Origin of the sequence: Salibaculum griseiflavum, assembly GCF_003129565.1 — a bacterium.
GTDB classification, from domain to species: domain Bacteria; phylum Pseudomonadota; class Alphaproteobacteria; order Rhodobacterales; family Rhodobacteraceae; genus Salibaculum; species Salibaculum griseiflavum.
In genome coordinates this window covers 64,651-83,529 of sequence record NZ_QETF01000008.1, presented here as the reverse complement: position 1 = coordinate 83,529, position 18,879 = coordinate 64,651, and the positions used below count along the sequence as shown (strand labels likewise).

Genomic DNA, 18,879 nt, shown 5'->3' with positions numbered 1-18,879 from the left:
AGATCCCGATGACTTATCTAGGCATCGACCTTGGCACGTCCGGCCTGCGCGCCCTTCTGGTCAGCGAAGAGGGCCACCCCATCGGATCGGCCGAGCGTCACTACGATGTGTCTCATCCCCATTCGGGCTGGTCCGAACAGGACCCAGCGGACTGGATCGCGGCGCTGGAAGACGCGGTGGACGAGTTGCGCGCGGCGCATCCGGAATTCGTGGCGCTCAAGGGGATCGGCGTGGCCGGCCATATGCACGGTGCCACCACGCTGGATGCCGAGGACCGGGTGATCCGGCCCTGCATCCTTTGGAACGATACCCGGTCCCATGTCGAGGCCGCCGCGCTGGATGCGGCGCCCGATGTGCGGGGCCTGTCGGGAAACATCGTATTTCCCGGCTTTACCGCCCCCAAACTGATGTGGATGCGCGATCACGAGCCCGAGAATTTCGCACGCGTGGCCCGGGTGCTGCTGCCCGCCGCCTACGTGAACCTCTACCTGACGGGGGACCACGTGGCGGACATGTCCGACAGCGCCGGCACGTCGTGGCTGGACGTTGGCGCGCGGGATTGGTCGGACAGGCTCTTGCAGGCGGGCGGCATGACCCGCGCCCAGATGCCCCGGCTTGTCGAAGGGTCCGAGGCGTCCGGACAACTGCGGGCCGATCTTGCCGCGCGCTGGGGTGTCGCCGGGCCGGTTACGGTTGCGGGCGGGGCGGGCGACAATGCCGCCGCAGCCTGCGGGATCGGCGCGCTGGACGAGGGGCAGGGATTCGTCTCGTTGGGCACCTCCGGGGTTCTGCTGGCCGCGCGGGACGGATATCGGCCCGACCCGGCAAGCGCCCTGCACACGTTCTGCCACGCGGTGCCCGGGCGTTGGTACCAGATGGGCGTGATGTTGTCGGCCACGGACAGCCTCAACTGGCTGGCCCGGATCACCGGCGCGACCCCCTCCGAGTTGACCGCCGGGCTGGGCACAACCGTGCAGCCACCCGGCGCGGTGCGGTTCCTGCCCTATCTCTCGGGCGAACGCACACCGCATAACGACGCCGCCATTCGCGGCAGTTTCACCGGGCTGGGCACCGATACCACCCGCGACGACATGGCCCGCGCGGTATTGGAGGGCGTGGCCTTTGCCTTTCGCGACAGCTTCCTTGCCCTGGAGGATACTGGCGCGCGGTTCGATCACCTGATGGCGATCGGCGGGGGCACCGGCTCGGCCTATTGGGTGCGCCTGATGGCCACCGTGCTGGGCGTGCCGCTGCACCTGCCCAAGGGCGGTGAATTCGGGGCGGCGCTGGGCGCGGCGCGACTGGGGCAGGCGGCGGCGCATGGCGCGGCGGTCGAAACCCTGATGACCCCGCCGGAAACCGGCGAGGTCATCGCGCCGGATATGGATTTGCACCCGGCTTTTGCCGCCGCGCATGAGGCGTTTCGCGCCGCCTATCCCGCGATCCGCGCCATCCAGTAGCGGTCAGTCGACCGCAGCCAGTGCAAGGACTTCGATCCGGTAATGCGGCTTGGCCATCCGCGCTTCGACGCAGACGCGGGTCGGCGGGGTGATGCCCGCCACCCAGTCGTCCCAGACGGCGTTCATGCCGGCATAGTCATCCATATCGGCCAGCCAGATCTGGACCGAGATCAGGTTGCCGCGATGGGTGCCGGCCTCGGCCAGAAGGGCATCGACCTTGCCGAAGACATCGCGCGATTGCTCCGTAATGTCGCCATCTTCTATCTGCGAGACCTGTCCGGCCAGGTGGGCGACGCCGTTATGGATGGCAATTGCGGAAAACCGGGCCGACCCGCCGATGCGGGTCAAGGTGGTAGGGTGGGTCATGTCGTTCATGTCGGGTCCTGTTCGTGGAAATTGGAACGGCCCAGCAGTAGACAGACCCTGGGTTTCAGAATAGACGGATTTATCTGCAATATAATTCAGCAGGGCTGAAAAATGGCGCTGAAGATCGAAATGTTCCGCTGCTTTGAGGCGGTCGTGGACCACGGCACGCTTGCCGACGCGGCCGAGGCGCTGGGCCGAACCCCTTCGGCGGTTTCGATGATGCTGCGCCAGTTCGAGGATCATATCGGCGCGCCGCTTTTCGAGACGGCGCGCAAGTCGCGGCTGACCCCTCTCGGGCAGGCGGTCGAGGCCGAAACCCGGCGCGGGCTGGAGCATTTCGACCGCACGGTGCAGACGATCGAAGCGTTGTCGCGGGCGCAGATGGGCTATGTCCGCGTCGCGGTGACGCCATCGCTGGCCCAGACCGTGTTGCCGCCGGTGCTGCAAAGCTTCCTGGGGCGCTATCCGGATGTCCATGTCGATATCCGGGACATGGATTCGGCCGCCGTCATGGCCGAGATGAAAGCAGAACGCGCCGATATCGGGCTGGCGGGGGCCGGGGCGCTGCCCGGGTTCGACTGCACCCGATTGTTCGCCGATCCCTTCGGCGTCGTGTGCCGGGCCGATCACCCGCTGGCGCGCGATTGGAACCAGTTGAGCTGGGCCGATCTTGGGGGCGAGACCTTCATCGCAAACGGGCTGTGCGACCAGATCGACGATCCGGGCTTTGCCCCGATCCGGCAATCGGCCCGGCTGAATGTGCGCAACACGGCGTCACTGCTGGGATTGGTCAAGGCGGGGGTGGGGGTCACGTTGCTGCCCCGGCTGGTCATGCTACCGGAATTCACCGATCTGGCCTTTCTGCCGCTGGCCGATGAAACGGTCCGGCGCGAGGTCTGGATGATTGCCCAGCCGCGCCAGATGCTGACACCGGCGGGTCGTGCGCTGGTCGGAGAAATCCGGGACGCTCGATTGGACGCGCTGGGTTAAATTTCAACCTTTCTGAATAAAATTCCAACTTTTCGCATTTGCCTGAAAGCTTGCGCTGTGGCCTGTTGTGCCGACTCCCATGCGCGCAAGAAAAAGGGCCTATCCGATGACCGACACCAAGCTGAACCTGATCGCTGGCGAATGGACGGCCGGCGATAGCGAGATCGAGAACCGCAATCCGTCGGACCTGAGCGACTTGATCGGCCTCTATACCCAGGCCAGCACGGATCAGCTGGAGGCGGCCCTGGATCAGGCCCGCGTTGCACAGGCGGAATGGGCGGCCTACGGCCTGGAACGCAAGCAGGCGGTGCTGATGGCCATCGGGCAAGAGCTGATGGACCGCGCCGATGAACTGGGCGAATTGCTCAGCCGCGAAGAGGGCAAGCCCCGCGCCGAAGGCCGCGGCGAAGTCTACCGTTCGGGCCAGCATTTCACCTATTACGCCGCCGAGATCCTGCGCCAGCTGGGCCAGACCGCGCAATCCGTGCGCCCCGGTGTCGAGGTCGACATCAAGCGCGAACCGGTGGGCGTTGTCGGTGTCATCTCGCCCTGGAATTTCCCCACGGCCATCCCCGCCTGGAAGATCGCCCCGGCGCTGGCCTATGGCAACGCCGTGGTCTGGAAGCCGGCCAATCACGTGCCCGGCTCTGCCCATGCACTGGCCGAGATCATCTCGCGCCAGGATATCCCCAAGGGTCTTGTCAGCCTTGTCATGGGGTCGGGTGGCGGCATCGGCCAGGCGCTGGCCGAAACCTCAAAGATCGACGCGCTGACCTTCACCGGGTCGGTCCCCGTGGGGCGCGGCATCGCCGCTGCCGCGCTGGCCAACATGACCAAGCTGCAAATGGAAATGGGGTCCAAGAACGCGCTGGCCGTCATGGATGATGCCGACCTGGATATCGCCGTGGCGATGACCCTGAACGGGGCCTTCAGCGGCACCGGCCAGAAATGCACCGCCTCCTCGCGCCTGGTGGTGCATGAAGGTATCCACGATGCCTTTGTCGAGAAGCTGGTCGCGGCGACGCGCGCCATGAAGGTGGGCCACGCGCTGGAAGAGGGCACCCAGATCGGCCCGGTGGTCAGTCAGCAACAGCTGTCCGAGAACCTGAAATGGGTTGAGAAGGGCCGCGCAGAAGGGGCCGAGCTGGCCTGCGGCGGGGAGCGTCTGAACATGCCGCATGAAGGCTACTACATGTCGCCGGGCATTTTCGTGAATGCCACCAATGACATGGAGATCAGCCGCGAAGAGCTGTTCGCCCCGATCACCAACGTGATAAAGGTCGGCAGCTATGACGAGGCGCTGGCCACCGTCAACGACACCCGCTTCGGCCTGAGCGCCGGGATCATCACCCGCTCGCTGGCCCGCGCGTCGCACTTCAAGGCGAATGCCCGCACCGGGATCGTCACCGTCAACCTGCCCACCGGCGGCATGGATTACCACGTGCCCTTTGGCGGGCGTGGCGACAGCTCTTACGGGCCGCGCGAACAGGGGCAGGCCGCGGCCGAGTTCTTTACCACGATCAAGACCACATACACCGCGGCGGGCACCCCGGAATGATCATCGACGGGCTGCAATATGCCAACTGGTCGGAAAAGATCTTCCGGCAGATGCGCGAAGGGGGCGTGGACGCGGTTCACGTCACCATCGCCTATCACGAGAATTTCCGCGAAACGGTTCTGAACATCGAAAAGTGGAACCGCTGGTTCGAACACTATCCCGATCTGATCCTGAAAGGGCGCTGGGCCAGCGATATCGACCACGCCCGGGAAACGGGGCGCACGGCGATCTTCTTCGGCTTCCAGAACCCCAGCCCCATCGAGGACGATATCGGCCTTGTCGAGGTGCTGCACGATCTGGGTGCCCGCTTCATGCAGCTGAGCTACAACAACCAGTCGCTGCTGGCGACGGGCTGCTACGAGGCCGAGGATCCCGGGATCACCCGCATGGGGCGTCAGGTCATCAAAGAGATGAACCGCGTCGGCATGGTCGTGGATATGAGCCATTCCGCCGACCGCTCGACCATAGAGGCTGCGGAGATCAGCGACCGGCCCATCGCCATCACCCATGCCAACCCGCATGCCTGGCAGCCGGCCCTGCGCAACAAGCGCGACGAGGTCATCCGCGCGGTCACCGAAAATGGCGGCATGCTGGGCTTTTCGCTTTATCCGCATCACCTGAAGGGCAAGGGCGCCTGCACTCTGGAGGATTTCTGCCGGATGATCGCCGAGACCGCCGACAGGTTCGGCGTGGACCATCTGGGGATCGGATCCGACCTCTGCCAGGATCAGCCCGACAGCGTCGTCGAATGGATGCGCGTGGGCCGCTGGACCAAGGACATCGACTATGGCGAAGGGTCGGCCAGCGCGCCGGGCTTTCCGCCGATGCCGGACTGGTTCCGGGACAACCGCGACTTCGGAAATATCGAAAGCGGCCTGCGCGCCGTGGGTATGTCCGACACCGAGATTGCCGGCCTCATGGGCGGCAATTGGTACCGGTTCTTCGAGGAGAACTTTACGGGGGTTCCAGGCCGCTGACGCCACCCCCACCCACCGGACATTCAGAGGAGGAGAGAATGTCTGATATCCCCCAAACCGATACGACGCCCAAAGGCGACCTGCATCACATCAACACGCCCCTGTTCATTGTAACCGGCGGCTTCATCCTGCTTTTCTGTCTGGTCGCCCTGTTCGACCTGGAGCTGCTGTCCAGCATGGTCGATGCCAGTTTCGCCTTTTCCGCAAAGTATTTCGGGCTTTACTGGCAAGTGCTTCTGCTGGCCACCTTCCTGATCGGGTTGGTTCTGGTGGTCCTGCCCGGTGGCAAGGCGCTTATGGGTGGGCTGACGACACCCGAATTCCCGGTCTTCCAATGGGGCGCGATGATCATGTGCACCCTGTTGGCCGGCGGTGGCGTCTTCTGGGCCGCAGGCGAGCCGATGGCGCATTTCCTCTACTCCCCACCCTATTTCGGCGGCGAGGGCGCCACGGCGGCGGATGTGAACCCGGCCCTCGCGCAGAGCTTCATGCATTGGGGTTTCCTGGCCTGGGCCATCCTGGGCGCGCTGACCACCGTGATGCTGATGCATTACCACTATGAAAAGGGCCTTCCCATGGCCCCGCGCACGCTGCTTTACCCGCTGTTCGGGGATCGCGCGATCAAGGGCCCCATTGGCCTGATCGCAGATGCCTCCTGCATCATCGCCGTTGTTGCCGGCACGGTCGGACCCATCGGGTTCCTCGGCCTGCAAGTTGGCTATGGCCTGCAGGAGCTGTTCGGCATTCCCGATGTCTTTGCAACGCAGGCGGTGGTGATCCTTGGCCTTGTGGCGATCTATACGATCTCGGCGGCCACGGGGCTGTCCAAGGGCATCCAGATCCTCAGCCGGTTCAACGTGATCCTTGCAGGCATCCTGCTGGCCTTCATGCTGATCGCCGGGCCGACCCTGTTCATCCTGAAGGGCTTTGCCGGCGGCATGGGCACCTATCTGAGCGATTTCTTTGGCATGGCGATGTTCCGTGGAGAGGCCGGCTGGTTCGGTGAGCCGGGCTGGCTGTCCTGGTGGACCGTGTTCTTCTGGGGTTGGTTCCTTGGCTACGGACCACTGATGGCGATGTTCATCGCGCGTATTTCGCGCGGGCGTTCGATCCGGTCGATCGTGATCATGCTGTCGATCGTGGCCCCCATCGTCACCGCCTTCTGGTTTACCATTGTCGGCGGCACCGGCATCAACGCCGAACTGACCAACCCCGGCACGGTCTCTACGGCGTTTGAAGGCTTCAACCTGCCCGCCGCCCTGCTGGCGATCACCCAATCGCTTCCCATGGGCTTCATCGTCTCGGTGCTGTTCCTGATCCTGACAACCGTCTTCGTGGCCACCACGGGCGACTCGATGACCTATGTTATCTCGGTCGCCATGTCGAACGAGGATCGCCCCGCCCTGCCAGTGCGCTTGTTCTGGGGCATCGCCATGGGCGTCATGGCGCTGATCCTGATCTACACAGGCTCCGGCGGTATCGGGAAATTGCAGAGCTTCATCGTGGTGACGGCGGTGCCTGTCTCCCTCGTGCTGTTGCCCAGCCTTTGGGATGCGCTGCGTATCACCCTCGCGAAAGGCCGTGAACAGGGCTGAACCCGCGCTAAATGAGACGGGCGGCCTTGCCAAGGGCCGCCCGGCCAAGGTCAAGTGAAGTCAGGGCGGAGGAGAGCCTGATGAAACAGACGGACCAGTCCACATCGATCCAGCGCCGCGATCCCGCGCAGGTCATGCGCCTGTCCCGGCTGGGTTCCCTGCATCAATGCCGGCTCAGCTTCATGCGGCAACTTACACGCCGCATGGCCCGCGAGGAGTGGACGTTCGAGCGCCCGGTCTTCGATATCGACTCAAATGGCGTCGGCCGCGCGGTCTATACCGCGCAGGGACCTGAGCGCACCTATTCGCTGGTCGCCTTCGCACATGACCTGCCGCCCGAAAAACGCTCGGACCGGGTCATCGCCGAGGCCTGGGATGCAACCTTCACCCTCTTTGACGGGGTCCCGACCACGGCCGATATCGACCGGCTGGAACAGAACGTTCCCCTGCAAGAGGCGGGCCGCGTCAGCGAAAGCGAATTGTCCGTGTCGCGGGCCAACCGGTCTGTCCGGCTGTGGGAACATGTCGTGGCGCGGCTGGCCTCGGGGCAGCAACCCGACGCGGGCCAGATTGACGCCGTTGGCTACCTGATGCGCACCACGGCGGTCTATGGTTCGGGCAAACTGGGTGCAGCCGACCGCGAGGTGATTGCCGCGCGCGAAGAGATGCAGGCCCCGTTTCAGGCAGAGATGCTGTCGGTCTACCTTACCCGCGCCTTCGTGCGCGACCTCGTCGAACACATGGCCCGTTCAAAGGGCGGAGATAAGGCAGTGCCGCTGGATCCGGCGATTGCCCGTCGCCTTGGCATCGGCAATTCCACTGGGCTTGGCATGGCGCCGTTCATCGTCAACCATCCTGTGCTGTTCAACAACTGGATCATGGCCCGTGAAGAGGCGCTGGCCCGCGTGCGCGGGGTTGAACGCGCCGATCCGGAAGAGGTGTCGCTGTTCCTGTCCTTGCTGGACCGGGCGGCCATCGGCGTGGACCGCTGGCGATCCGAACATCCGGTTCAGGTCGCGAAGCTGGCCGAACTGAGGTCGGACATCGCGGCACTCAGGGCGCATCTGGCAGAAGTGGATTTCACCGCCCCCCGGCCATGGGATGCCTTGTTGCGCTGGGCCGAAGGCCGTCTGACCGAAGAGGGGCAGGAATGGCTGGCCTCGCTGATGCTGGAACCCTATGGCGCGCTGGTTGACGGTTTGGGTTGCTGCATGTCCGATGCCAATCCGCAGGCGGCCCGGATCGACGGCACGATGACCGTTGGGAAGCTGCGCGACCTGATCGAGGTATCGTTCGACTGGGCCCGCGCAATCGATTGGAACGCGCCCGAGGCCTGTGCTCGTGTCTGGTACACGTCCGAAGAAAAACTGGAACCCCGCCTTGGGGACCGCTTCGAGGAACCGGTTGCCGACTACGAACAGCCGTTGGCGCCGGCCCGTGATGCGATGCTGGCCTGCGCGGCGCTGGAAGAGTGGCCCGACGACAGCCGCATCGCGGATTTCCTGATGGCCCATCCCGAACATCGCCACACGGCGCGCCGCGCCCAGATCAGCCGGGTCGCTCCTTATGGCGAGATCCGCGACAACACCATTTCCGCCGATGTCATGCCCATCGACATGCTGCGCGCGAAACTGTCCTTTTTCGGGGCGACGGGGTTCGATCCGCGCTCTGACCGGTGGGTGCGGATCTGCATGTATTCCGGGGCGCCATACCCGGCCGATCTGGCGCCCGAGAATGGCGACCTTTGGATTTATCCGGAGGCGCCGGCATGACCTATTCGCTCAACGAAGTCAGTGCCATGGCCAAGAAGGCGGCGCGGGGTGCCGGTTTTAGTTGGGGCATGGCCGAAGACGTGGCGATGGCCACCCGCTGGCTATGCGCGCGCGGCTTGCGCGGTTGCGATGCGTTGGCAGGCCGATTGTCTATTTCCGATCTTGATGGGGCTTGTTCAGTTCATATCGGATGTAAAATAATGGATTTGCAACAATGCCCCGATGATGGCGTGATGTCAGGTGTTGCATGGCCCATCTTGCTCTTGCCCTTCGTGGCACAGACCCTGAATGGCGGGTCGGTCACGCTGCGCTGGGGAAATGCCGAGGCCACGACGGACGGTCGGAACCTCATCACTTCGGGCTCGGACCTGATTTGCGAGGGGCCGTTCGATGTGTCCCTTGTGCGGGGCGAAATCTGCCGCTCGGGCCACACGGCCACCCGTGCCCACCCCAGCCCCGACTCCTGGGCTGTGCTGGAAAGTCTGGCGCACAGAACCTACGCTCCCGCCACCGAGGAATCGCGTCTTTCGGGGGCCGGGGCAGGCCTGTCGGACAACGACTAGGCGAGCTTCAGACTGCCGGCCATCTGGCGACCATCGGGGCCTTCGACCAGCTCGAATTCCACGCTCTGTTCATCGGCAAGGCCGGTCAATCCGGCCTCCTCCACCTTGGAAATATGGACAAAAACGTCCTTGCCGCCATCCTCTGGCGCGATGAACCCATAGCCTTTGGCAGTGTTGAACCATTTTACGGTGCCCTTGGGCATGGCCGTTCTCCTGTGCAATGGGGGACTGGGCCCCAGTCCCCGGGGTCCAGGTCTTCCGGTGCCCCGCTCAGGATATGGCGGTCGTCCGTCAGCCTTGTGATTGATCTAACTAGATCGTGCAGGCAAAAGGCAAATGACATTCCCGTGCCGGAACGGCGCGGTGCGGTCAACTGCACAACAAGGAGGCAAAGATGCGGTTCTTTGGGCTGAAAAGCTGCGATACCTGCCGCAAGGCGCAAAAGGCGCTGCGCGCGGCGGGGCATGACCCGCAGGTTATCGACGTGCGCGCTGACGGGATCGACCCGGCGGATCTGCAGGCGATACTGGAGGCGTTCGGGGACAAGGCGGTAAATACCCGTTCGACCACCTGGCGTGGCCTGACCGAGGCCGAGCGCCAGCGCCCCACGGCGGATTTGCTGACCAAGCATCCGACCCTGCTCAAGCGGCCGGTGATCGAGGTCGACGGACAATGGCATCAGGGCTGGACCAAACCGGTTCAGAAGGCGCTTCTTGGATAACGCGCCGCGAACCGTTAGGTAGGCAGGATCAAGAGCAGGAGGCGACATGCGTAACGCGGCAATGGTATTGGGCCTGATCGGCGGCATTATCGGCATCATCGTGGGCTTGGTGGGCTACGGCTATGCCGAGGTCAGCACCCGCCACGCCGAGATCGGTGAGATTTTCGGTGTGCTGGAAAACCCCGGCTTTATCCGCACGGCCAGCTTCCTGGCCCCGCTTCTGGCCATTGCCGGTGGCGCGATGGCCAAGATGCGCGCCTTGTGGGGCGGCGTTCTGATGCTGGTGGGCGGTGTGCTGTTCTATGCGGCCTTCGGGTTCAATGCAGGCACGATGTTTCCCATCGGCTTCGTGCTGCTGGGCGGCATCCTTGCTATTGCCGCTGGGAAGCCGGACGAGCCGAAGGCGCATTTCTGAAGACGCGATCCAGCGACAATGGGCCGGCTCCGCGCAGCACCAGGCAGGCCAGCACGAAGACCCAGAACGCCCGCTGATCGAGGATCAGCGCATCGGGCGCGCCGTCGAACCAGGCGCCCAGGGTGCCTGCGTGTTCGATACCGCCATGGCCAAAAAGGTCCGTCAGGCTTTGCACGAGGACGAAGCCGATCATCCCCAGTGCGGCCAGCCGCGTGAAGAGCCCGACCACGATCAGTAGCGGCAGGATGAATTCCGCCAGCGTCCCGGCCATGACCACGGCCCAATGGAACAGGCCCAATTGGCTGACGTCGTAGCCTGCGGCCTCCATCGCCTTGGGAAAGATCTGGGCATAGGCCCCCAGAGAGGGCCGGAATACCCCGTTCCCCAGTTTGGTCATGGCCGAATTCCAGAAATAGACCAGCAATGTCGCGGCAAACACGAACCGGGCAAGACTGGGCAACAACAACGGAGCGGCGCGTTCCAACCCGGTGACGAGACGGTCATAGGCGGTGAATAGGGCGGTCATGACGGAGACTCCTCGGTCGTCAGTGCGGTGATGGCCGTGCGGTGCAGAAGGCAGGTCAGAAGCGGGCCGAAATCGAAATCTGACCCGCCCGCACGCAGGGCCGTGCCCAGCGGTTGCCCTGCAAGCAGTCCCGCCATAACGCGGCCCTGTGCCGGGGTCAGGGCATCCACCACCGGGTCAAAGTCGGGCCGCGTTACAAGGGCGGTTTCGGGGCGGCGCTCGGGCGTGCCACCGCTTTCCATATTGGCGGCCCAGATGCCGTGGACCGGGTGATCCGATGCCACCAGGTGCACAGCGGGGGCAAAGGCAAAGCGCAGATGCGGCAGCGCCTCTTCCGGCAGGGCCGCCAGCGCGGCGGGGTCGAGCGGCGCGGCATCGGCGGCGTGATAGGCTTGCCGGATCGCCAGTTCCAACCGGGCCATATCGGGCAGGTAGGGCAGGGATTGCGCCGGACCAAAGCTCTCAAGGAAGGCTGGCATCTCCGCGCCGTAGAACATCATCAGCGGAGAGCGGGGCGGATGCTGGCGCAGGTAGACCCCGGCCATGGCCTGAAAGAACGCCTCGCCCACCAATTTGCGAATGACCGGAAAGGCGGCTTGCAGCGCCTCGGTCAGGCTGACGGCAACATTGTTCCGATAGACATCGAAGCGCTTGGTGGCGGGCGCCCCGCCGGGGTTCACGACCCCACCGGGCGTGGCCAGCCCCGGATCCAGAAGGGCGCTGCGAAAGGCGGTTTGCGTCGTCATGCCGCCACCTTTTGCAGGGCGGCCCGGGCGCGCTCTGCCTCTTGGGCCAGAACGGGCCAATCGGGGACATCCGTATCCCATTCGATCAGCAGGGGTTTCGGGCCGGACAGGTCCAGCGTGTAGTCCAGCAGCGCCCAGACCGGATCGACGATTTCGCGCCCGTGGCTGTCGATCAGCAGTGGCGCGCCGGTTTCGTCCTCATCCTCGTCATGGCCGCCAAGATGGATCTCGCCGACCTTGTCCAGTGGGATGGCGTCGACATAGCCGCGCGGGTCATAGCCAAGATTGGTGGCGCTGACGAAGACGTTGTTCACGTCCAGAAGCAGGCCGCATCCGGTGCGGCGGCTGACCTCGCGCAGGAAGTCCGGCTCTTCAAACGTGCTCTGGGAAAAGGCAAGGTAGGAGGACGGGTTCTCCAGCAACATCGGGCGGCCAAGAACGTCTTGGACCTGGTCGATATGGGCGCAGACACGCTCCAGCGTCGCGGCCGTGTAGGGCAGTGGCAGCAGGTCGTTCAGAAAGGCGCTGTCATGGGTGGACCAGGCCAGGTGTTCCGAAAAGCTGGCCGGTTGCAGCCAGTCGCAGAGCCTTTTCAGACGCGCCAGATGCTCCGGGTCCAAATCGCCCTCGCCGCCGATGGAGAGGCCGACGCCATGGACCGAAAGCGGAAAACGTTCAGACAGGTGACGCAGTTGCGCCAAGGGGCGCCCGCCCGCGCCCATGTAGTTCTCGGCATGGATTTCCAGCCAGCCGACCGGGTCGGCATCCGCCATGATGGCGCTGAAATGCTGGGGCTTGTAGCCCACGCCGGGCAGGTTGGGCAGGGATTGGGCACTGGCGTCGAACATGGGTTTTCCGGGGCTTCGTGGGGAATAGGGTCGGGCCGATGGCCCGACCCCAGTCGTGTGGCTTATGCGGGCAGGTCGCGGTCCAGCGGCTCAAGGCTGCCCATGCGCTCGGTGCCGTCGGCCATGGCGGGAACGTCCATGGTTTCGCAGGTGCCGGCGGGCACCAACGTCCAGGCATTGCCCTGGTAGTCGACGGTGGACGTGCCGGCGCAGGTGGTACCGGGGCCGGCGGCGCAATCGTTCTCACCGGCCAGCGAAACGCCGTAGCATTTTTCGTTTTCCTGGGCGTGGGTGGCGGTGCTGAAGCCGGCAACGGCGGTGGCGACGGTGGCGGCGAGGGCCAGCTTGGAGGTGGTCTTGGTCATGGGATCGGTCCCTTTCGTTGGAAATGCAATCGTTATGCCGACCGAAGCGGCCGGTGCCGAAACCCTAGGGCCGGTCCGGCAACACGTGCCATTCACGGGGCCGTGCAACACGGGCCCGTTACGCGGCGTGAGACCCAAGGGCCTGAAAAGAAACGCCCCGCACGGGGCGGGGCGTCAAAGATTACAGCGCTGGAAGGTGTTTTGTTACAGAAGATCGGGCGGTGTGGCCGATTTCGCCAGCTCTCCGACGATGTCTTCAAGCGATGTTACAGTGGTCTGCTTCTCGCCCAGCCGCCGCACGGACACCGTGCGCTCCTCGACCTCGCGACCGCCGCAGGCCAGGATCACCGGCACCTTGCCCACGGAATGTTCGCGGACCTTGTAGTTGATCTTCTCGTTGCGGATGTCGGCCTCGGCCCGGACGCCCTGCGCCTGCAAGGCCGCGACGACCTCTTGCACGTAGTCATCGGCCTCGGACGTGATCGAGGCCACGACCACCTGGCGCGGGGCCAGCCAGAAGGGCAGCTTGCCTTCCCAGTTCTCGATCAGGATGCCGATGAAGCGTTCGAAGCTGCCAAGGCAGGCGCGGTGCAACATGTAGGGACGGTGTTTTTCGCCATCCGCGGCGATATAGGTGGCGCCCAGCCGCTCGGGCAGGTTCGGGTCCACCTGGAAGGTGCCGCATTGCCAGACCCGGCCGATGGCGTCGGTCAGGTAGAAGTCCAGCTTGGGTCCATAGAAGGCGCCATCGCCCGGCTCAAGCGTATAATCGCGGCCAACGGCCTTGATGGCGTTTTCCAGCGCGCCCTCGACATAGTCCCAGCTTTCATCCGAGCCGACCCGCTTTTCCGGACGGGTGGCGAAGCGGATCTCGAAATTCTCGAATCCGAGTTCGCGATAGACATCCGCGGTAAAGTCGATGAACCGCGCGCATTCCTCCTGGATCTGTTCCTCGGTGCAGAAGATATGCGCGTCGTCCTGGGTAAAGCCTCGCACGCGCATGATACCATGCAGCGCGCCCGAGGGTTCGAAACGGGCGCAGGACCCGAATTCGGCCAGCCGCAGGGGCAGGTCGCGATAGGATTTGAGACCCTGGTTGAAAACCTGCACGTGGCAGGGGCAGTTCATAGGCTTCAGCGCGTTGATCCGGGTCTGGTCCTTGTTCTTGACGCTCGCATCGTCATCTTCGCCGTCGCGGCTCTCGTCCACTTCGACCAGGAACATGTGGTGCTGATACTTGTCCCAGTGGCCGGATTTCTCCCACAGCTTGCGGTCCACGACCTGCGGCGTGTTGATTTCCTGGTAGCCGCCGGCGCGCTGCTTGCGGCGCATGTAGTCCTGAAGTTGCGTGTAGACGGTCCAGCCATTGGGGTGCCAGAACACCTGCCCGGGGGCCTCTTCCTGCATGTGGAACAGGTCCATCTCGCGGCCCAGCTTGCGGTGGTCGCGTTTCTCGGCCTCTTCGAGGAAGTTGAGATATTTCTTCAGCTGATCGCGCGTCTGGAAGGCCACGCCGTAGATCCGTTGCAGCATCTGGCGGCTGCTGTCGCCACGCCAATAGGCCCCGGCCACGGACATGAGTTTCCATGAATCGCCAGGGACCTGGCCGGTATTCTGAAGGTGCGGGCCGCGGCACAGGTCCTGCCAGTCGCCATGCCAGTACATGCGCAGCGGCTCGTCGCCGGGGATCGAGTCGATCAGTTCGACCTTGTAGGGCTCGCCGTTGTCCTCGTAGTGCTTGATCGCGCGGGCGCGATCCCAGACCTCGGTGGTAACATCATCACGCTTGTTGATGATTTCCTTCATCTTCTTCTCGATCGCGCCGAGGTCTTCGGGGGTGAAGGGCTCTGCACGGTCGAAATCATAATACCAGCCGTTCTCGATCACCGGGCCGATGGTCACGTTCACGTCCGGCCAGATCTCCTGAACGGCGCGGGCCATGATATGGGCCAGATCGTGCCGGATCAGTTCCAGCGCCGGAGCTTCGTCCTTCATCGTGTTGATCGCAATCGAAGAATCCTCTTCGATGGGCCATTGAAGATCCCAGTGCTGGCCGTTCACATGGGCCGAAATGGCCTTCTTGCGCAGCGAGGTCGAGATATCGGCGGCCACGTCGGCCGGGGTCACGCCCTTGGGAAAGGAACGTGCATTGCCATCGGGAAAGGTCAGGGAAATATCGGCCATCGACCTTGTCTCCTCGTCGGTTTGGCGCCCACGGAACGCCCGGTTGCGGGTATATGGTTCAGGCGAGGTTCTGCCCCCGCCACCTTGCGGTGTCAAGCATGGGCGAGGTTTTGCGTTCGGGTGCGCCGCGCTAGGTTGGCCGTGACGGATCATGTGAAGGCAGGGACGGCGAAATGCGCGACCTCAGTGACGAGCTATTCGAGACCCTGGTGGAGGACACTGACCGTGCGCCCGACCTGAGCGATGCGCAGCAGGCCGCCGAGCCGCGAAACTTCCTGCGCCATGTCTGGGCGCTGTCCTTCAGCAAGCTGGGCGACGGGCTGGTCAATCCCAAGCTGGTGCTGAGCTGGCTGTTGGCGCATCTGGGCGCGGGGGCGCTCTGGACCGGGTTGCTGGTGCCGGTCCGCGAGGCCGGGGCGCTCCTGCCTCAGCTTGTGATCTCGGGGGCGGTTCACGGCATGGCGCGCCGCAAATGGGCATGGGCGGCCGGGTCGGCGGGGCAGGGGCTGGCGGCAATCGGAATGGTGGCGGTCGGGCTGACGCTGACGGGGCCTTTGGCCGGGGCGCTTGTCGTCGGGTTGCTGGCCCTGCTGGCGCTGAGCCGCTCGGTCTGTTCGGTCTCTTACAAGGACGTGCTGGGCAAGACCGTCGGCAAGACACGGCGAGGCGCGGCCACCGGCGCGGCGGCCTCGACCGCCTCCACCGGGGTTATCCTGTTCGCCCTGGCCCTGATCCTCGATCTCGGCGACCGGCTGGTGCTGGTGATCGGGGCGCTGACCCTGGCCGCGGCGGCCTGGCTGATCGCAGCGGTCGCCATGGTGCTGATGCGAGAAGAGGCGCAGCCGGGCGAGGCACTGTCCGCCCGCCAGTCGATCGCACAGCTCTCCATCCTGAAGGACCGTCCACAGCTGGCCCGGTTCATCGCCGCGCGCGCGGCGCTGGTGGGCACGGCGCTGGCCCCGCCCTACCTGGTGTTGCTGGCTTCGGGCGAAAATGCGGCGCGGCAGTTGGGCGCGCTGCTGCTGGCTTCGGCGGTGGCTTCTTTCCTGTCCTCCTTTGTCTGGGGGCGGCTGAGCGACCGGTCGGCGCGGCGCGTGCTGATCCTTTCCGGGTTGGCCGGCGCGGCGTCGCTGGGGCTGGCACTGGCGGTCGATGGCGCGGGGCTTTCGGGAACCAGCTGGGCCATCCCGGTGGTGCTGTTCCTGCTGATGGTGGCCTATCACGGCGTGCGCATGGCCCGGTCCACCTACCTGGTGGACATGGCCCGCCCTGACGACCGGGCGACCTACACGGCCGTCTCGAATACCCTGGTCGGCCTCTTCCTGCTGCTGGCCGGCGCGGTCAGCGCGGGTCTGGCCGCTATGTCGGTGCCCCTTGCGCTGTGGGCGTTTCTTGTGATGTCTCTTGCGGGCGCATGGATCGCGGCAGGACTGGACGAGGTGGAACATGGCTGATGAATTCGAAACCCCGCAGGGACGGCGTATCGCCTGGAACCGGATCGCGGGCGTGGCCCCGACCGTGGTGTTCTGCGGCGGGTTCAAATCCGATATGGAGGGCACGAAGGCCCTGTATCTCGAGCAATGGGCCAAGGACCGCGGGCAGGGCTTCGTGCGTTTCGACTATTCCGGGCACGGGATCAGCGGCGGTGCCTTCACCGATGGCGCGATCGGCGACTGGTTCGAGGATACCTGCGCCGTGCTGGACCGGATCGACGGGCCGGTCGTGCTGGTGGGGTCGTCCATGGGGGGCTGGATTTCGCTGCTGGCGGCACGTGCGCGGCCGGGTCAGGTCGCGGGGCTTGTCACGATCGCCGCGGCGCCGGATTTCACCGAGGACAGCATGTGGGCAGGGTTCGATGCCGATCAGCGCGCGGCACTGGAGCGCGACGGGCAGGTCGCGCTGCCCTCGGAGTATGGTGAACCCTATGTCATCACCCGCCGCCTGATCGAAGAAGGCCGCGACCGGCTGGTGCTGCGCGCGCCGCTGTCGCTGCCTTTCCCGGTGCGGTTCCTGCAGGGCACCGCGGATGCGGATGTCGAGATGTCCGTGGCCCTGCGCCTGCTGGACCATGCCGAGGGCCCGGACATGCGCCTGACCCTGGTGGACGGGGCCGATCACCGGTTTTCCGATCCCGATTGCCTGGCCCTGATCGCCCAAAGCGTCGAAGAGGTGCTGGCACGGATCTAGCGGGGCGGCTGCGCCGCACAGGTTTGCCTCGGCTGCGCCTCGGGAGGGGGCTGTCTGCCCCCCTTGGCCCTGCGGGCCAATTCCCCCCGACGGTATTTGTGCCCCGAAGAAGCGGGCCTGTGACCCGACGTTTCGCTTTGGATGCGGGGAGCCGTGGTGTTGAGATGGCGTCGGAGCTGTTGGGGAGGGCGCAATGGCCTTGACGATCGGACAGAAGGCGGGTTGGGGACTGGCTGACCTGGGGGTGGTCGTCTTCGTGGTGGTCAAGCAGTTGCTGGTGCTGGCTTTTCTGACTTCGTATCTGGGTGTGCCGGCAGGGATCGCCGGGGCGGCCACCACCGCCGTGCTGGTCTTCGACATGATCACAGATCCGCTGATCGGCTACCTGTCGGACCGCACCGACAGCCGGTTCGGGCGCCGTGCGCCCTGGATGATGGCAGGTGCGGTGGTGATGGTGGCCGGCATGGTCGGGCTGTTCGCGGTGCCCGAAGAGTTGCGGGGCACGGCGGCGCTGCCCTGGGTTCTGGGCTTTTTCTGTTTGGCCACGGTGGGATTTACCATGGTGGCCATCCCCTACGGTGCCCTGGCCGGCGAGATTACCGAGGACGGGCGCGAGCGGTCGCAGATGACCGCCTGGCGCATGGGCTTTGCCAGCGTCGGCATCCTCGTGGGGGGCGCGCTGGTGCCCGGGCTGGCGGCGAGCGGTGGCCATGCCCATGCCGCGCTTGTCGTCTCGCCGCTGATCCTGGGGGCGATCTGGTTTTCTGTCTGGTCGATTCGCAAGGCGCCGCGTCACCCGACGCCATCCCTGGTCAGCCCGGCCGAGATGCTGCGCCATGTTCTTGGCAACCGGCCCTTCATGGTATTGGCCGCGCTTTACGGGGTGATGACGCTGGCCATTGCCCTGATTACCGCGGGGCTGCCCTTTGCGGCGCTCTACCTGATTGCGGATACCGGCGACACGCCGCTATCGGCGTTGGCACAGAGCCTGACCGTCCTGTCATTGCTGTTCGCCGCGTTCACGCTGGGCTCGATCCTCAGCCAGGCGGGTTGGGTCTGGGCCTCGGCGACGCTGGGCAAGCTGGGGGCGCTGGTGTTGGGGCTTTGCCTCTATATCCTGCTGCTCTTCGGCCTGTTCGCGGCACTGCCCTCGGTCAATGTGACAGCCATCGCGGGGGTGTTCGTGCTGGCGGGGATGACCAATGGCGCTTACCAGCAGATCCCCTGGGCCATGTATCCCGACCTGATGGACGTGACCCGCGCCCGGACCGGGGCGGCGATCGAGGGCGGTTTCTCGGCGATCTGGCTGTTCGGACAGAAGCTGGCCAATGCGCTGGCGCCGGGCGCACTGGGCCTGATCCTAGGTGCCTTTGGCTGGCAGGAGACGACCGAGGGCCGGGCCGAGCAAAGTGCCGACGCCCTTCGTGCGCTGCATGTTTCGGTGACGCTGGTGCCTGCAGGCATCCTTGTGCTGGCGGTTATTGGGCTGTGGGTGTTGTATCGACCCCGCGCGGCACGGGTCCTGCCCGCTGCTTGACCGATTGGGGCTTGCACCGGCCCGGTCCGCGTGAACATTCTGGCGGCACAGGCAAGCCGAAATTCGGGG

19 protein-coding genes are annotated in these 18,879 nt (G+C 65.0%); 12 read left to right on the top strand and 7 right to left on the bottom strand.

Going from position 1 to position 18,879, the window contains the following annotated elements; all coding sequences use genetic code 11:
• Window positions 1-8: 8 nt before the first annotated feature.
• Window positions 9-1,460: a xylulokinase gene (gene xylB, locus DFK10_RS09255; RefSeq protein ID WP_109388742.1), complete on the top strand. Its 1,452-nt coding sequence runs from the start codon at window positions 9-11 to the stop codon at window positions 1,458-1,460.
• Window positions 1,461-1,463: 3 nt separating this feature from the next.
• Here xylB and DFK10_RS09250 read toward each other — a convergent pair whose 3' ends face one another.
• Window positions 1,464-1,835 (bottom strand): RidA family protein, encoded by a 372-nt coding sequence (locus tag DFK10_RS09250; RefSeq protein ID WP_235866804.1) that lies wholly within the window; start codon window positions 1,833-1,835, stop codon window positions 1,464-1,466.
• Window positions 1,836-1,937: 102 nt separating this feature from the next.
• Between DFK10_RS09250 and DFK10_RS09245 the strand changes: the two genes are divergently transcribed.
• From DFK10_RS09245 to DFK10_RS09220, 6 genes are all read left to right on the top strand, one after another.
• Window positions 1,938-2,816, top strand: coding sequence for a LysR family transcriptional regulator (locus tag DFK10_RS09245; protein WP_109388741.1), 879 nt, complete (start codon window positions 1,938-1,940; stop codon window positions 2,814-2,816).
• 106 nt (window positions 2,817-2,922) lie between these two features.
• Entirely contained in the window at window positions 2,923-4,374 is a 1,452-nt protein-coding gene (locus DFK10_RS09240; protein WP_109388740.1) for an aldehyde dehydrogenase family protein, read from the top strand.
• The gene (locus DFK10_RS09235) at window positions 4,371-5,351 is read left to right on the top strand and encodes a membrane dipeptidase (protein ID WP_109388739.1); all 981 of its coding nucleotides are present in this window, start codon (window positions 4,371-4,373) and stop codon (window positions 5,349-5,351) included. Before DFK10_RS09240 ends, DFK10_RS09235 begins: the two co-directional genes overlap by 4 nt.
• Before the next feature lie 38 nt (window positions 5,352-5,389).
• Window positions 5,390-6,946, top strand: coding sequence for a BCCT family transporter (locus tag DFK10_RS09230; protein WP_109388738.1), 1,557 nt, complete (start codon window positions 5,390-5,392; stop codon window positions 6,944-6,946).
• A gap of 80 nt (window positions 6,947-7,026) precedes the next feature.
• Window positions 7,027-8,718 (top strand): hypothetical protein, encoded by a 1,692-nt coding sequence (locus tag DFK10_RS09225; protein ID WP_109388737.1) that lies wholly within the window; start codon window positions 7,027-7,029, stop codon window positions 8,716-8,718.
• Window positions 8,715-9,281: a DUF3726 domain-containing protein gene (locus tag DFK10_RS09220; protein WP_109388736.1), complete on the top strand. Its 567-nt coding sequence runs from the start codon at window positions 8,715-8,717 to the stop codon at window positions 9,279-9,281. Before DFK10_RS09225 ends, DFK10_RS09220 begins: the two co-directional genes overlap by 4 nt.
• Here DFK10_RS09220 and DFK10_RS09215 read toward each other — a convergent pair.
• On the bottom strand, window positions 9,278-9,484 hold the full coding sequence (locus tag DFK10_RS09215) for a cold-shock protein (protein ID WP_109388735.1): 207 nt from the start codon (window positions 9,482-9,484) through the stop codon (window positions 9,278-9,280). The genes DFK10_RS09220 and DFK10_RS09215 overlap by 4 nt on opposite strands.
• A 191-nt stretch (window positions 9,485-9,675) precedes the next feature.
• Here DFK10_RS09215 and DFK10_RS09210 point away from each other — a divergent pair, with 191 nt between their 5' ends.
• Window positions 9,676-10,002 (top strand): arsenate reductase family protein, encoded by a 327-nt coding sequence (locus DFK10_RS09210; RefSeq protein WP_109388734.1) that lies wholly within the window; start codon window positions 9,676-9,678, stop codon window positions 10,000-10,002.
• A 46-nt stretch (window positions 10,003-10,048) separates the two neighbouring features.
• Window positions 10,049-10,417, top strand: coding sequence for a hypothetical protein (locus tag DFK10_RS09205; RefSeq protein WP_109388733.1), 369 nt, complete (start codon window positions 10,049-10,051; stop codon window positions 10,415-10,417).
• Here the strand turns inward: DFK10_RS09205 and DFK10_RS09200 are convergent.
• The 5 genes from DFK10_RS09200 to thrS form a co-directional block, all read right to left on the bottom strand.
• A complete protein-coding gene (locus DFK10_RS09200) occupies window positions 10,374-10,943 on the bottom strand; it encodes a DoxX family protein (RefSeq protein ID WP_109388732.1) in 570 nt (189 codons plus the stop codon). The genes DFK10_RS09205 and DFK10_RS09200 overlap by 44 nt on opposite strands.
• Window positions 10,940-11,689 (bottom strand): HvfC/BufC N-terminal domain-containing protein, encoded by a 750-nt coding sequence (locus DFK10_RS09195; RefSeq protein WP_109388731.1) that lies wholly within the window; start codon window positions 11,687-11,689, stop codon window positions 10,940-10,942. Before DFK10_RS09195 ends, DFK10_RS09200 begins: the two co-directional genes overlap by 4 nt.
• On the bottom strand, window positions 11,686-12,537 hold the full coding sequence (bufB, locus tag DFK10_RS09190; RefSeq protein WP_109388730.1) for an MNIO family bufferin maturase: 852 nt from the start codon (window positions 12,535-12,537) through the stop codon (window positions 11,686-11,688). Before bufB ends, DFK10_RS09195 begins: the two co-directional genes overlap by 4 nt.
• 62 nt (window positions 12,538-12,599) lie before the next feature.
• Window positions 12,600-12,902, bottom strand: a complete 303-nt coding sequence (locus DFK10_RS09185; protein WP_109388729.1) for a BufA1 family periplasmic bufferin-type metallophore — start codon at window positions 12,900-12,902, stop codon at window positions 12,600-12,602.
• A gap of 204 nt (window positions 12,903-13,106) precedes the next feature.
• Window positions 13,107-15,086 (bottom strand): threonine--tRNA ligase, encoded by a 1,980-nt coding sequence (gene thrS / locus DFK10_RS09180; protein WP_109388728.1) that lies wholly within the window; start codon window positions 15,084-15,086, stop codon window positions 13,107-13,109.
• A gap of 173 nt (window positions 15,087-15,259) precedes the next feature.
• Between thrS and DFK10_RS09175 the strand changes: the two genes are divergently transcribed.
• The 3 genes from DFK10_RS09175 (at window position 15,260) to DFK10_RS09165 (ending at window position 18,810) form a co-directional block, all read left to right on the top strand.
• Window positions 15,260-16,540, top strand: coding sequence for an MFS transporter (locus DFK10_RS09175; RefSeq protein WP_109388727.1), 1,281 nt, complete (start codon window positions 15,260-15,262; stop codon window positions 16,538-16,540).
• Complete coding sequence (locus DFK10_RS09170) at window positions 16,533-17,273, top strand: alpha/beta fold hydrolase (RefSeq protein WP_109388726.1); 741 nt, start codon at window positions 16,533-16,535, stop codon at window positions 17,271-17,273. Before DFK10_RS09175 ends, DFK10_RS09170 begins: the two co-directional genes overlap by 8 nt.
• Window positions 17,274-17,466: 193 nt before the next feature.
• Window positions 17,467-18,810, top strand: coding sequence for an MFS transporter (locus DFK10_RS09165; protein WP_109388725.1), 1,344 nt, complete (start codon window positions 17,467-17,469; stop codon window positions 18,808-18,810).
• Window positions 18,811-18,879: the final 69 nt, after the last annotated feature.

Excerpts from the sequence above, each read along its gene's own strand:
- xylB (WP_109388742.1), top strand. The coding sequence starts at position 9 with ATGACTTATCTAGGCATCGACCTTGGCACGTCCGGCCTGCGCGCCCTT.
- DFK10_RS09250 (WP_235866804.1), bottom strand. The coding sequence starts at position 1,835 with ATGAACGACATGACCCACCCTACCACCTTGACCCGCATCGGCGGGTCG.
- DFK10_RS09245 (WP_109388741.1), top strand. The coding sequence starts at position 1,938 with ATGGCGCTGAAGATCGAAATGTTCCGCTGCTTTGAGGCGGTCGTGGAC.
- DFK10_RS09240 (WP_109388740.1), top strand. The coding sequence starts at position 2,923 with ATGACCGACACCAAGCTGAACCTGATCGCTGGCGAATGGACGGCCGGC.
- DFK10_RS09235 (WP_109388739.1), top strand. The coding sequence starts at position 4,371 with ATGATCATCGACGGGCTGCAATATGCCAACTGGTCGGAAAAGATCTTC.
- DFK10_RS09230 (WP_109388738.1), top strand. The coding sequence starts at position 5,390 with ATGTCTGATATCCCCCAAACCGATACGACGCCCAAAGGCGACCTGCAT.
- DFK10_RS09225 (WP_109388737.1), top strand. The coding sequence starts at position 7,027 with ATGAAACAGACGGACCAGTCCACATCGATCCAGCGCCGCGATCCCGCG.
- DFK10_RS09220 (WP_109388736.1), top strand. The coding sequence starts at position 8,715 with ATGACCTATTCGCTCAACGAAGTCAGTGCCATGGCCAAGAAGGCGGCG.
- DFK10_RS09215 (WP_109388735.1), bottom strand. The coding sequence starts at position 9,484 with ATGCCCAAGGGCACCGTAAAATGGTTCAACACTGCCAAAGGCTATGGG.
- DFK10_RS09210 (WP_109388734.1), top strand. The coding sequence starts at position 9,676 with ATGCGGTTCTTTGGGCTGAAAAGCTGCGATACCTGCCGCAAGGCGCAA.
- DFK10_RS09205 (WP_109388733.1), top strand. The coding sequence starts at position 10,049 with ATGCGTAACGCGGCAATGGTATTGGGCCTGATCGGCGGCATTATCGGC.
- DFK10_RS09200 (WP_109388732.1), bottom strand. The coding sequence starts at position 10,943 with ATGACCGCCCTATTCACCGCCTATGACCGTCTCGTCACCGGGTTGGAA.
- DFK10_RS09195 (WP_109388731.1), bottom strand. The coding sequence starts at position 11,689 with ATGACGACGCAAACCGCCTTTCGCAGCGCCCTTCTGGATCCGGGGCTG.
- bufB (WP_109388730.1), bottom strand. The coding sequence starts at position 12,537 with ATGTTCGACGCCAGTGCCCAATCCCTGCCCAACCTGCCCGGCGTGGGC.
- DFK10_RS09185 (WP_109388729.1), bottom strand. The coding sequence starts at position 12,902 with ATGACCAAGACCACCTCCAAGCTGGCCCTCGCCGCCACCGTCGCCACC.
- thrS (WP_109388728.1), bottom strand. The coding sequence starts at position 15,086 with ATGGCCGATATTTCCCTGACCTTTCCCGATGGCAATGCACGTTCCTTT.
- DFK10_RS09175 (WP_109388727.1), top strand. The coding sequence starts at position 15,260 with ATGCGCGACCTCAGTGACGAGCTATTCGAGACCCTGGTGGAGGACACT.
- DFK10_RS09170 (WP_109388726.1), top strand. The coding sequence starts at position 16,533 with ATGGCTGATGAATTCGAAACCCCGCAGGGACGGCGTATCGCCTGGAAC.
- DFK10_RS09165 (WP_109388725.1), top strand. The coding sequence starts at position 17,467 with ATGGCCTTGACGATCGGACAGAAGGCGGGTTGGGGACTGGCTGACCTG.